This window comes from Streptomyces sp. NPDC020681, from assembly GCF_044334895.1.
GTDB lineage: Bacteria > Actinomycetota > Actinomycetes > Streptomycetales > Streptomycetaceae > Streptomyces.
The window spans coordinates 414,133-426,666 of sequence record NZ_JBIRTX010000006.1 but is presented as its reverse complement, the minus strand read 5'-3'; the positions used below and the strand labels follow the sequence as shown (position 1 = coordinate 426,666).

Here is a 12,534-nt window from a genome sequence, read left to right as displayed (position 1 = left end):
CGCGTCTCCCCGATCCCGAACGATTCGATGCCCCGTGCCCCTATGACACACCACAGGCCCGGCGGATGCTCCGCCGGGCCTGAAGTGAAGGAACGTACTGCGACTACTGAGCCGGGCCCTCGATGGCCTCGGAGGTCAGCAGGCCCGCGTTGATCTCGCGCAGGGCGATCGAGAGCGGCTTCTCGTGGACGTGGGTGTCCACTAGCGGACCGACGTACTCGAGCAGGCCCTCGCCGAGCTGCGAGTAGTAGGCGTTGATCTGACGCGCGCGCTTGGCGGCGTAGATCACGAGGCTGTACTTCGAGTCAGTCGCCTCGAGCAGCTCGTCGATCGGCGGGTTGATGATGCCCTCGGGCGCGGTGATGGAAGAGGACACTTCTAGCCTTCCGAAGAACGGGCAAAATGATCGGACATGATCAAACAACTGCCATCAAGGCTAGCAGCTCGCGCGCCACGTCCTCGACGGAGGTGTTGACCAGGGTGGTGTCGAACTCCGACTCGGCGGCCAGTTCCACTTTCGCGGCCGCCAGCCGGCGCTCGATCACCTCTGGGGACTCGGTGCCGCGGCCGGTCAGACGCCGGACCAGCTCGTCCCAGCTCGGCGGTGCCAGGAAGACCAGCTGCGAGTCCGACATGGACTCCTTGACCTGCCGGGCACCCTGGAGATCGATCTCCAGCAGCACTGGCTCGCCCGCTTCCAGGCGCTCCAGTACGGCACGCCGCGGCGTGCCGTAGCGGTTGCCCGCGAACTCGGCCCATTCCAGCAGCTCGCCGTTGGCGATCAGCTTGTCGAACTCCTCGTCGGTGACGAAGAAGTACTGAACGCCGTGACGCTCGCCGGGGCGCGGCTTTCTTGTGGTGGCCGACACCGAGAGCCATACCTCGGGGTGGACCTTGCGCATATGGGCGACGACCGTGCTCTTGCCGACCCCTGAAGGGCCGGAGAGCACGGTCAGCCGCGGACGTACCTCTGCTGCCATGCAGCGATTATCCAGGTTCCCGGGAGTGCCCGGGAACGTCAGGCGGCGCCGCCGCCGAACTCGCGCTCAAGAGAGGCGATCTGGTTAGAGCCGAGACCGCGCACCCGGCGGCTCTCGGAGATCCCGAGCCGTTCCATGATCTGCTTGGCGCGGACCTTGCCCACGCCCGGCAGGGACTCAAGGAGAGCGGAGACCTTCATCTTGCCGATGACGTCGTTCTCCTGTCCCTGCTTGATGACCTCGTGGAGCGAGGCGCCGGAGTGCTTGAGTCGATTCTTGACCTCGGCCCGCTCCCGGCGAGCCGCGGCGGCCTTTTCGAGCGCGGCTGCGCGCTGTTCAGGGGTAAGGGGCGGAAGAGCCACGCCTACGTCACCTCGGATGTCGAACTGTCGGATACGGACCGGTGAGGAACCTAGTCGCGCCTCACCAGGGCGAGCAACGAACAACGCACTGCACGTTCGCTCTTCGACGGAGACTAGCGGCCATGGCCGCTCCAGTCAGCGAGAACAGACGAAAAGTCCTGGTCAGCATCGGCCGACCGGTACATTTGCGACATAACGACCAGGTTTTGCGCCAATAATTTGTCAAAGGGACGAGTGCGAAGCCCCTCGAAGGGTCCGAGGTGAGCGCCTACGGCCCCGTTCTAAACCCCTGAAACCGCCGCGACGACCTCTTCGGCGAAGCGCTCGGCCGACTGGCGCAACGCCGCCACGTCCGGTCCGTGCTTCAGCACACCCCGGCTGACGCTCGGCACCACATTGCCCACGGCGGAACCGAAGACGCGCGGAAGGTCCGCGGGTGTCGCGCCCTGGGCGCCGATGCCGGGGGCCAGCAGCGGACCGTTGATGTCCAGATTCACGCCCGCGTCGCCGAGCGTCGCCCCGACCACCGCGCCGACCGAGCCGAGCGGCCGTGCGCCGGCGTTCTCGGTGGCCATGTGGTCGAGCATCAGCTGCGCCAGCGACCGCCCGTCCGCGGCAGTCGCCCGCTGCACCTCCGCGCCCTCCGGGTTCGAGGTGAGCGCCAGCACGAAGACGCCCGCGCCGGACACGGCGGCCGCGTCCAGGGCCGGACGCAGCGAGCCGAAGCCGAGATACGGCGAGACGGTCACCGCGTCCGAGAACAGCGGGGAGTCCTTGTCGAGGTAGGTCGCGGCGTACGCGGCCATCGTCGAGCCGATGTCGCCGCGCTTGGCGTCCATCAGCACCAGCGCGCCCGCCGAGCGGGCCTCCTCGACCGCCTTCTCCAGCACGGCGATGCCGCGCGAGCCGAAGCGCTCGAAGAACGCGGACTGCGGCTTGAGGACGGCGACCCGGTCGGCCAGCGCCTCCACCGTCGTACGGGTGAAGCGTTCCAGGCCCGCGATGTCGTCGTTGAGGCCCCAGGCGGACAGCAGGGAAGCGTGCGGGTCGATGCCGACGCAGAGCGGACCGCGGGTGTCCATGGCATGGCGCAGGCGCGAGCCGAACGGCTCGAGGGTGTCGGTCATGGGGTTCCTCCCGTGGCTGGTGGCGGTCACGCCGGGTTCTTCTTCGGAGCGTCGGCCCCGACCGCTTCGGCGAGCGTGGCGTACGGGCTCGTCGCCAGGCGTGCGGCCAGGCCCTTGTGGATCGCGCGGGCGTAGAACGGGCCCTCGTAGATGAAGGCGCTGTAGCCCTGGACGAGCGTCGCGCCCGCCAGGATGCGCTGCCAGGCGTCCTCGGCGTTCTCGATGCCGCCGACGCCGACCAGCGTGATGCGGTCGCCGACGCGCGCGTACAGCCGGCGCAGCACCTGGAGCGAGCGCTCCTTCAGCGGCGCTCCGGACAGTCCGCCGGTCTCCTTGACCAGCGCCGGGTCGGACTTCAGGCCGAGGCCGTCGCGGGCGATCGTGGTGTTGGTGGCGATGATGCCGTCCAGGCCGAGCTCGACGGCCAGATCGGCGACGGCGTCGACGTCCTCGTCGGCCAGATCGGGCGCGATCTTGACGAGGAGCGGGACGCGGCGGTCGGTGACCGTGCGGTCGGCGGCTTCGCGTACGGCCGTGAGCAGCGGGCGCAGCGCCTCGGTCGCCTGGAGGTTCCGCAGGCCGGGAGTGTTCGGCGAGGACACGTTCACCACGAGGTAGTCGGCGTGGCGGGCGAGCCGCTCAGTCGACTTCACATAGTCGGCCGCGGCATCGGACTCCGGCACGACCTTGGTCTTGCCGATGTTGACGCCCACGACGGTGTTGAAGACCGGCACACGCGCGTGCAGGCGCTCGGCCACCGCCGCCGAGCCCTCGTTGTTGAAGCCCATGCGGTTGATCAGCGCGCGGTCCGGTACGAGGCGGAAGAGGCGCTGCTTGGGATTGCCGGGCTGCGCCTCGCCGGTGACCGTGCCGATCTCGATGTGGTCGAAGCCGAGCATCGACATGCCGTCGATGGCGACGGCGTTCTTGTCGAAGCCCGCGGCGAGACCGAAGGGGCCGTGCATACGCAGTCCGAACGCCTCCGTGCGCAGCTCCTTGTGGCGGGGCGCGAGGGCGGCGGCGACGAAGGTGCGCAGTACGGGGACGCGGACGGCCAGCCGGATCCAGCGGAAGGCCAGATAGTGGGCCTGCTCCGGGTCCATGCGCTTGAAGACGAGATTGAAGAAGAGCTTGTACATGGTGTCCTTCGCGAAGAGGGGGACACCGTTTCCGGTGTCCCCCTCATGGGTGCTAGTCGCGGGCCGCAATCAGATGTTCGGCGTGTTCCTGGAGTGAACGCACGCCCACGTCACCGCGGTTGAGCGCGTCGATGCCCTGGACGGCGGCGGCCAGCGCCTGGACCGTCGTGAGGCACGGGACGGAGCGCGCCACCGCTGCCGTACGGATGTCATAGCCGTCGAGGCGGCCGCCGGTGCCGTACGGCGTGTTGACGATGAGGTCGACCTGGCCGTCGTGGATGAGCTGGACGATGGTCTTCTCACCGTTCGGGCCCTCGCCCTCGGACTGCTTACGCACGATCGTGGCGTTGATGCCGTTGCGCTTGAGCACCTCGGCCGTGCCGGACGTGGCCAGCAGCTCGAAGCCGTGCGCGACCAGTTCACGGGCCGGGAAGATCATCGAGCGCTTGTCCCGGTTGGCCACGGAGATGAACGCGCGGCCCTTGGTCGGCAGCGGGCCGTACGCACCGGCCTGCGACTTGGCGTACGCCGTGCCGAAGACCGTGTCGATGCCCATGACCTCGCCGGTGGAACGCATCTCCGGGCCGAGGACCGTGTCGACGCCGCGGCCGTGAATGTCGCGGAAGCGCGACCACGGCATGACGGCCTCCTTGACGGAGATCGGCGCGTCCATCGGCAGGGTGCCGCCGTCGCCGTTCGCGGGCAGCAGGCCCTCGGTGCGCAGCTCGGCGATGGTCGCGCCGAGCGAGATGCGGGCCGCCGCCTTGGCCAGAGGTACCGCGGTCGCCTTCGAGGTGAATGGAACGGTCCGCGACGCACGCGGGTTGGCTTCGAGGACGTACAGGATGTCCCCGGCCAACGCGAACTGGATGTTGATCAGGCCGCGCACCCCGACACCGCGGGCGATGGCCTCCGTCGAGGCCCGCAGCCGCTTGATGTCGAAGCCGCCGAGGGTGATCGGGGGCAGCGCGCACGCCGAGTCGCCGGAGTGGATGCCGGCCTCCTCGATGTGCTCCATGACGCCGCCGAGGTACAGCTCCTCGCCGTCGAACAGCGCGTCGACGTCGATCTCGATCGCGTCGTCGAGGAAGCGGTCGACCAGGACGGGACGGGTGGGGCTGATCTCGGTGGACTCGGCGATGTACGACTCGAGGCGGGCCTCCTCGTACACGATCTCCATGCCGCGGCCGCCGAGCACGTACGACGGCCGGACCAGGACCGGATAGCCGATCTCGTCGGCGATGGCCTTGGCCTCGGCGAACGTCGTCGCCGTGCCGTGCTTCGGAGCGGGGAGACCGGCCTCCTTGAGGACGCGGCCGAAGGCGCCGCGGTCCTCGGCCGAGTGGATGGCCTCCGGCGAGGTGCCGACGATCGGCACGCCGTTGTCCTTGAGCGCCTGCGCGAGGCCGAGCGGGGTCTGGCCGCCGAGCTGGACGATGACGCCCGCGATCGGGCCGGCCAGCGACTCGGCGTGCACGATCTCCAGGACGTCCTCCAAGGTGAGCGGCTCGAAGTAGAGCCGGTCGGAGGTGTCGTAGTCGGTGGAGACTGTCTCGGGGTTGCAGTTGACCATCACGGTCTCGTAGCCGGCGTCGCTGAGCGCGAACGAGGCGTGGACGCAGGAGTAGTCGAACTCGATGCCCTGGCCGATGCGGTTGGGACCCGAGCCGAGGATGATCACGGCGGGCTTCTCGCGGGGTGCGACCTCGCTCTCCTCGTCGTAAGAGGAGTAGAAGTAGGGCGTCCTGGCGGCGAATTCGGCGGCGCAGGTGTCGACCGTCTTGTAGACCGGCCGGATGCCGAGCGCGTGGCGGACCTCGCGTACGACGTCCTCGCGCAGTCCGCGGATCTCGGCGATCTGGGCGTCGGAGAAGCCGTGCCGCTTGGCGTCCTCGAGCAGCTCGGGGCCGAGCTTGCCGGCGACGGCGAGCTCGTCCGCGTGCTCCTTGATCAGGAACAGCTGGTCGATGAACCACGGGTCGATCTTTGTGGCCTCGAAGATCTCCTCGGGCGTCGCGCCGGCCCGGACAGCCTGCATGACGGTGTTGATCCGGCCGTCGGTGGGCACCCGGGAGATCTCGAGAAGCTCGGCCTTGTCGCCGGGCTCACCGGTGAAGGTGAACTGCGAGCCCTTCTTCTCCAGCGAGCGCAGCGCCTTCTGAAGCGCCTCGGTGAAGTTCCGGCCGATCGCCATGGCCTCGCCGACCGACTTCATGGTGGTGGTGAGGGTGGCGTCGGCGGACGGGAACTTCTCGAAGGCGAACCGCGGCACCTTGACCACGACGTAGTCGAGCGTGGGCTCGAAGGACGCCGGGGTCTTCTCGGTGATGTCGTTGGGGATCTCGTCGAGGGTGTAGCCGACGGCGAGCCGGGCGGCGATCTTGGCGATCGGGAAGCCGGTGGCCTTGGAGGCGAGCGCCGAGGACCGCGAGACACGCGGGTTCATCTCGATGACAATGATCCGGCCGTCCTCGGGATCGACGGCGAACTGGATGTTGCAGCCACCGGTGTCGACGCCGACCTCGCGGATGATCGCGATGCCGATGTCCCGCAGCCGCTGGTACTCGCGGTCGGTCAGGGTCATCGCCGGGGCGACGGTGATGGAGTCGCCGGTGTGCACGCCCATCGGGTCGAAGTTCTCGATGGAGCAGACGACCACCACGTTGTCGTGTTTGTCGCGCATCAGCTCCAGCTCGTACTCCTTCCAGCCGAGGATGGACTCCTCCAGGAGCACCTCGGTGGTCGGCGAGAGCGTGAGGCCCTGTCCGGCGATCCGGCGCAGCTCGTCCTCGTTGTGCGCGAAACCGGAGCCGGCGCCGCCCATGGTGAACGAGGGACGGACGACGACGGGGTAGCCGCCGAGCTCGTCGACGCCCTTGAGGACGTCGTCCATGGAGTGGCAGATGACGGAGCGTGCGGACTCGCCGTAGCCGATCTTGGCGTTGACGGCCTCGACGACGCCCTTGAACAGGTCGCGGTCCTCACCCTTGTTGATGGCCTCGACATTGGCGCCGATGAGCTCGACGCCGTACTTCTCCAGCACACCCTGCTCGTGCATGGAGATCGCGGTGTTGAGCGCGGTCTGGCCGCCGAGGGTCGGCAGCAGCGCGTCGGGACGCTCCTTGGCGATGATCTTCTCGACGAACTCCGGGGTGATCGGCTCGACATAGGTCGCGTCGGCGATCTCCGGGTCGGTCATGATCGTCGCCGGGTTGGAGTTCACCAGGATGACGCGCAGGCCCTCGGACTTGAGGACCCGGCAGGCCTGAGTGCCGGAGTAGTCGAACTCGGCTGCCTGGCCGATGACGATCGGGCCGGAGCCGATGACCAGGACGGACTGGATATCGGAGCGCTTAGGCACGCTGGCCCTCCATCAGGGATACGAAGCGGTCGAACAGGTACGCGGCGTCGTGCGGGCCCGCGGCCGCCTCGGGGTGGTACTGGACGCTGAAAGCCGGCTGGTCCAGCAGGTTCAGGCCCTCCACCACGTTGTCGTTGAGGCAGACGTGGGACACCTCGGCGCGGCCGTAGGGCGTGTCGGAGACCTTGTCGAGCGGGGCGTCGACGGCGAATCCGTGGTTGTGCGCGGTGACCTCGACCTTGCCGGTGGAGCGGTCCTGCACGGGCTGGTTGATGCCACGGTGGCCGTACTTGAGCTTGTACGTGCCGAAGCCGAGCGAGCGGCCGAGCAGCTGGTTGCCGAAGCAGATGCCGAAGAGCGGGGTCTTGCGCTCAAGCACGCCCTTGACCACGGTCAGGTCGGCGGTCGCCGGGTCGCCAGGGCCGTTGGAGAGGAAGACGCCGTCGGGGTCGACCGCGTACACCTCCTCGACCGTGGCGGTGGCGGGCAGGACATGCACCTCGATGCCGCGCTCGGCCATCCGGTGCGGGGTCATGCCCTTGATGCCGAGGTCTATGGCGGCGACGGTGAACTTCTTGGTCCCGATCGCGGGCACCACGTACGTCTCGGTGGTGGCCACCTCGGCGGACAGGTTCGCGCCCTTCATCTGCGGGGCTTCCTGCACGCGGGCGAGCAGCGCGGCGTCGTCGGCGAGCGACGGTCCGGAGAAGATGCCGACGCGCATCGCGCCGCGCTCGCGCAGATGGCGGGTGAGCGCGCGGGTGTCGATGCCGCTGATGCCGACGACGCCCTGGGACACCAGCTCGCTCTCCAGCGTGCGCTCGGAGCGCCAGTTGGAGGGCACGCGGGCCGGGTCGCGTACGACATAGCCGGCGACCCAGATCCGCTTCGACTCGTCGTCCTCGTCGTTGACGCCGGTGTTGCCGATGTGCGGCGCGGTCATCACGACGACCTGGCGGTGGTACGACGGGTCGGTGAGCGTCTCCTGGTAGCCGGTCATGCCGGTGTTGAACACCGCCTCGCCGAAGGTCTCCCCCACGGCCCCGTAGGCGCGGCCGCGGAAGGTGCGGCCGTCCTCCAGGACGAGTACGGCGGGAGCTTTGGCGGCTCCCCGGGTGGAGGTGGTCATCGTGCGCCTTCCGTCGTGTTGATCAGGTGCTTGAGGGTTTCGACCCACTCCGTGTGCTCGGCCGCGTGGTCGGAGCGGAAGCCGGAGTCGAGCAGCCTCTCCCCGTGCTCCCAGGTGACGACGAGCAGTCCGCCCTCGGCGAGGACCTTGCCCGCGATGCCCTTGTCGAGCCTGGCGTCGCGCAGTGCGGCCGCCGGGACGAAGAAGTCCCGGGCGCCGGGGCGTACGACATCGAGTCCCGCGTCGGTGAGCGTGAGCTCGACGCGGCTGCGGGTGCCCAGGCCATGGGCCACGATGCGGTCGAGCCACTGCCCCGCCGTGGTCGAGCCGTGGTAGCGGCCGCTCATCGAGAGCTTCGCCTCGCCGGGCTCGTCGGGCGCGGTCGCCAGGTCCGGCAGGTCGGACTGGAGGGACCCGCGCCACTTCCAGCCCTGGCGCATCAGCCAGTAGACGAAGGCGATGAAGACAAGCAGACCGACGACCCAGCCGATGCGCGCGGCCCAGTCGGTGACCTCCGCGGACTGCTGCTCGGCGGCGAGGAGGAGATGAGTGCTCACGCGAGTTTCCCGTCGACGACCGTTGCCCGGCCCCGCAGGAAGGTATGGGTGACGCGTCCCGGCAGCTCACGGCCCTCGTAGGGGGTGTTGCGGCTGCGGGATGCGAAGCCCGCGGGGTCCACGGCTCCACGGTATGCCGGATCGACCAGCGTGAGGTTCGCGGGCTCACCTGCCGAGACGGGCCGGCCGTGGCCCTCCAGGCGGCCGATCTTCGCAGGCCGGAAGGACATCCGGTCGGCGACCTGGGCCCAGTCGATGAGGCCGGTCTCGACCATCGTCTCCTGGACGACGGAGAGCGCGGTCTCCAGGCCGACCATGCCCATGGCGGCCGCGCCCCACTCGCAGTCCTTGTCCTCGTGCGGGTGCGGGGCGTGGTCGGTGGCGACGCAGTCGATGGTGCCGTCGGCGAGCGCCTCGCGCAGGGCCAGGACGTCGGCCTCGGTGCGCAGCGGCGGGTTCACCTTGTAGACGGGGTTGTAGCTGCGCACCAGTTCGTCGGTGAGCAGCAGGTGGTGCGGGGTGACCTCGGCAGTGACGTTCCAGCCCTTGGACTTGGCCCAGCGGACGATCTCGACGGATCCGGCGGTCGAGAGGTGGCAGATGTGGACGCGGGAGCCGACATGGGCCGCGAGGAGGACGTCGCGGGCGATGATCGACTCCTCGGCGACGGCGGGCCAGCCGCCGAGGCCGAGCTCGGCGGAGACGACGCCCTCGTTCATCTGCGCGCCCTCGGTCAGCCGCGGCTCCTGCGCGTGCTGGGCCACGACGCCGTCGAAAGCCTTCACGTACTCCAGCGCGCGTCGCATGATCACGGCGTCGTCGACGCACTTGCCGTCGTCGGAGAAGACCACGACGCCGGCGGCACAGTCGTGCATCGCGCCGAGCTCGGCGAGCTGCTTGCCCTCCAGGCCCACGGTGACGGCGCCGACCGGCTGTACGTCGCAGTAGCCGGACTCCTTGCCGAGCCGCCAGACCTGCTCGACGACGCCGGCGGTGTCGGCGACCGGGAAGGTGTTGGCCATGGCGTGCACGGCTGTGAAGCCGCCGACGGCCGCGGCCTTGGTGCCGGTCAGGACGGTCTCGGAGTCCTCGCGGCCGGGCTCGCGCAGATGGGTGTGCAGGTCGACGAGGCCGGGCAGCAGGATCTGCCCCTCGGCGTCGACGACGGTCGCGCCGTCGGGGTCGAGTCCCGTACCGACCTGGGCGATGGTCTCGCCGTCGATCAGGACGTCCTGCGGCTCGCCGCCCAGCACCTTCGCGCCACGGATAAGGATCTTGCTCATGGTTACTTGCTCTCCTCGGTACGCGCGGTGGTGTCGGCGGGCACGGTCACTGAATCGAACTGGGCGCCGCCCAGCAGCAGGTACAGGACGGCCATCCGGATGGAGACGCCGTTGGCGACCTGCTCGACGGCGGTGCAGCGGTCGGAGTCGGCGACCTCGGCGGTGATCTCCATGCCCCGGTTCATCGGACCCGGATGCATCACGATGGCGTGCTCGGGCATCCGCGCCATGCGGTCGCCGTGCAGGCCGTAGCGGCGCGAATACTCGCGCTCGGTGGGGAAGAAGGCGGCGTTCATCCGCTCGCGCTGCACACGCAGCATCATCACCGCGTCGGACTTCGGCAGCACCTCGTCCAGGTCGTACGAGACCTCGCACGGCCAGCTCTCGACGCCGATCGGTACCAGCGTCGGCGGGGCGACCAGGGTGACGTGGGCGCCGAGGGTGTTCAGCAGCAGGACGTTGGAGCGGGCCACCCGGCTGTGCAGGATGTCGCCGACGACGGTGATCCGGCGCCCGGCCAGGTCGCGCCCTATGCCCTCGTCACGGCCGACCAGACGCCGTCGCATGGTGAAGGCGTCCAGCAGGGCCTGGGTGGGGTGCTCGTGGGTGCCGTCACCGGCGTTGACGACGGCGCCGTCGATCCAGCCGGAGTTCGCCAGCCGGTAGGGCGCGCCGGAGGCGTGGTGGCGGATGACGACGGCGTCCGCGCCCATCGCCTCCAGGGTCAGCGCGGTGTCCTTGAGCGATTCGCCCTTGGAGACCGACGACCCCTTGGCGGAGAAGTTGATGACGTCGGCGGAGAGGCGCTTGGCGGCGGCCTCGAAGGAGATCCTGGTCCGGGTCGAGTCCTCGAAGAAGAGGTTGACGACCGTGCGGCCGCGCAGGGTCGGCAGCTTCTTGATCGGCCGGTCCGCGACGCGGGCCATCTCCTCGGCGGTGTCGAGGATCAGGACGGCGTCGTCGTGGGTGAGGTCGGCGGCCGAGACGAGGTGACCGGAGGTCCGGGGGTTCCCCCCGGGAAAACGCAGCATCTGGGTGTGCTCCGATGTGTGGCGGTTTGCGAGGTGTGCGGGCGTGCAGGCGCAGGCCCGTAAGGCTGAGGGAGCCGTACGGGGGTGCTACTGCTCGCCGGCCGGGGCGGCCTCGCGCAGACCGAGCAGCACGGTGTCGCGACCGTCCTCCTCGGCGAGCAGGACCTTGACCGTCTCCCGCAGCGACGTGGGGAGGTTCTTGCCGACGTAGTCGGCGCGGATGGGCAGTTCGCGGTGGCCGCGGTCGACGAGGACCGCGAGCTGCACGGCGCGCGGCCGGCCGATGTCGCCCATCGCGTCGAGTGCGGCGCGGATGGTGCGGCCGGAGAAGAGCACATCGTCGACGAGGACGACCAGCCGGCCGTCGACGCCGTCACCGGGGATCTCGGTACGGGCCAGCGCACGGGCGGGCCGCAGCCGCAGGTCGTCGCGGTACATGGTGATGTCGAGCGAGCCGACCGGCATCTTGCGGCCGGTGATCTCCTCGAGCTTGTCGGCGAGCCGGCGGGCGAGGAAGACTCCGCGGGTCGGGATGCCGAGAAGCACCACGTCGTCGGCGCCCTTGGCGCGTTCGACGATCTCGTGGGCGATGCGGGTCAGCACCCGCGCGATGTCGGGCGCCTCGAGGACGGGGCGTGCCACATCGGAGCTGTTCGAGCTGTTGGTGTCCATATGAAACGGACCTCCTTCTCCGCCTCACGGGACGGACCTTAAAGGACGTCGAAATTGCGCTACTCACGGTACCAGGGCCCGGTGCGGCCGCTGGTCGCGCCCCTGACAACCGTCCGGTCGGACCCATTCGGCTTGACGCATCCAAGTAACGCTGCGTAACCTCACAGTGAGTTACCAGCCGCGCGGCGGAGCCGCACGTTGTCTCAGCGTCCGGGGAGCTATATGTCCAGCGAATACGCAAAACAGCTCGGGGCCAAGCTCCGCGCCATCCGCACCCAGCAGGGGCTGTCCCTCCACGGCGTGGAAGAGAAGTCCCAGGGCCGCTGGAAGGCCGTGGTGGTCGGCTCGTACGAGCGCGGTGACCGTGCCGTGACCGTGCAGCGCCTCGCCGAGCTGGCGGACTTCTACGGCGTCCCGGTGCAGGAGCTGCTTCCCGGCACCACGCCGGGCGGGGCCGCCGAGCCGCCGCCCAAGCTCGTCCTTGACCTGGAGCGGCTGGCTCATGTGCCGCAGGAGAAGGCGGGCCCGCTGCAGCGTTACGCCGCCACGATCCAGTCCCAGCGCGGCGACTACAACGGCAAGGTGCTGTCGATCCGTCAGGACGACCTGCGCACGCTGGCCGTGATCTACGACCAGTCGCCGTCGGTCCTGACCGAGCAGCTCATCAGCTGGGGCGTACTGGACGCGGACGCGCGGCGCGCGGTCACGCACGAAGAGGGCTGACCCCACTTCAGGAGAAACGTCACGTCAGAGGGCGAATCCGCCAATGCGCGGATTCGCCCTCTGCTGCGTTGTCGCCCTCTGCCGCGCTTCCGCCCGAGCACACACGAACGCCGGGCGGGCTGAAGATTTCAGCCCGCCCGGCGTTCGGCGTTGCGGGGTCCGGGGCCGGG

At 69.3% G+C, this 12,534-nt stretch carries 12 protein-coding genes; 1 reads left to right on the top strand and 11 read right to left on the bottom strand.

Annotation, left to right across the window (positions count from 1 at the left end):
• Nucleotides 1-103: 103 nt before the first annotated feature.
• The 11 genes from rpoZ to pyrR all read right to left on the bottom strand — a co-directional run bounded on the left by rpoZ (nt 104) and on the right by pyrR (nt 11,641).
• Entirely contained in the window at nt 104-376 is a 273-nt protein-coding gene (gene rpoZ / locus ACH4YL_RS17865; protein WP_005319902.1) for a DNA-directed RNA polymerase subunit omega, read from the bottom strand.
• A gap of 40 nt (nt 377-416) precedes the next feature.
• A complete protein-coding gene (gene gmk, locus ACH4YL_RS17860; protein WP_398508265.1) occupies nt 417-980 on the bottom strand; it encodes a guanylate kinase in 564 nt (187 codons plus the stop codon).
• Nucleotides 981-1,018: 38 nt separating this feature from the next.
• Nucleotides 1,019-1,342, bottom strand: coding sequence for an integration host factor (locus ACH4YL_RS17855; protein WP_005319887.1), 324 nt, complete (start codon nt 1,340-1,342; stop codon nt 1,019-1,021).
• A 281-nt stretch (nt 1,343-1,623) separates the two neighbouring features.
• Nucleotides 1,624-2,469, bottom strand: coding sequence for an orotidine-5'-phosphate decarboxylase (gene pyrF / locus ACH4YL_RS17850; protein WP_398508264.1), 846 nt, complete (start codon nt 2,467-2,469; stop codon nt 1,624-1,626).
• Between the two features lie 26 nt (nt 2,470-2,495).
• Nucleotides 2,496-3,608, bottom strand: a complete 1,113-nt coding sequence (locus ACH4YL_RS17845) for a quinone-dependent dihydroorotate dehydrogenase (protein ID WP_398508263.1) — start codon at nt 3,606-3,608, stop codon at nt 2,496-2,498.
• A 52-nt stretch (nt 3,609-3,660) separates the two neighbouring features.
• A complete protein-coding gene (gene carB, locus ACH4YL_RS17840; RefSeq protein WP_398508262.1) occupies nt 3,661-6,969 on the bottom strand; it encodes a carbamoyl-phosphate synthase large subunit in 3,309 nt (1,102 codons plus the stop codon).
• Nucleotides 6,962-8,098: a glutamine-hydrolyzing carbamoyl-phosphate synthase small subunit gene (gene carA / locus ACH4YL_RS17835; RefSeq protein WP_398508261.1), complete on the bottom strand. Its 1,137-nt coding sequence runs from the start codon at nt 8,096-8,098 to the stop codon at nt 6,962-6,964. Before carA ends, carB begins: the two co-directional genes overlap by 8 nt.
• Nucleotides 8,095-8,655 (bottom strand): hypothetical protein, encoded by a 561-nt coding sequence (locus tag ACH4YL_RS17830; protein ID WP_398508260.1) that lies wholly within the window; start codon nt 8,653-8,655, stop codon nt 8,095-8,097. Before ACH4YL_RS17830 ends, carA begins: the two co-directional genes overlap by 4 nt.
• Nucleotides 8,652-9,938, bottom strand: a complete 1,287-nt coding sequence (locus ACH4YL_RS17825; RefSeq protein WP_398508259.1) for a dihydroorotase — start codon at nt 9,936-9,938, stop codon at nt 8,652-8,654. Before ACH4YL_RS17825 ends, ACH4YL_RS17830 begins: the two co-directional genes overlap by 4 nt.
• Nucleotides 9,939-9,940: 2 nt before the next feature.
• The gene (locus tag ACH4YL_RS17820) at nt 9,941-10,969 is read right to left on the bottom strand and encodes an aspartate carbamoyltransferase catalytic subunit (protein WP_398508258.1); all 1,029 of its coding nucleotides are present in this window, start codon (nt 10,967-10,969) and stop codon (nt 9,941-9,943) included.
• An 87-nt stretch (nt 10,970-11,056) separates the two neighbouring features.
• On the bottom strand, nt 11,057-11,641 hold the full coding sequence (gene pyrR, locus ACH4YL_RS17815) for a bifunctional pyr operon transcriptional regulator/uracil phosphoribosyltransferase PyrR (protein ID WP_398508257.1): 585 nt from the start codon (nt 11,639-11,641) through the stop codon (nt 11,057-11,059).
• A 222-nt stretch (nt 11,642-11,863) separates the two neighbouring features.
• On the opposite strand from pyrR, the gene bldD reads away from it, so the two are divergent.
• Nucleotides 11,864-12,364 (top strand): transcriptional regulator BldD, encoded by a 501-nt coding sequence (bldD, locus tag ACH4YL_RS17810; protein WP_266489365.1) that lies wholly within the window; start codon nt 11,864-11,866, stop codon nt 12,362-12,364.
• Nucleotides 12,365-12,534 lie beyond the last annotated feature (170 nt).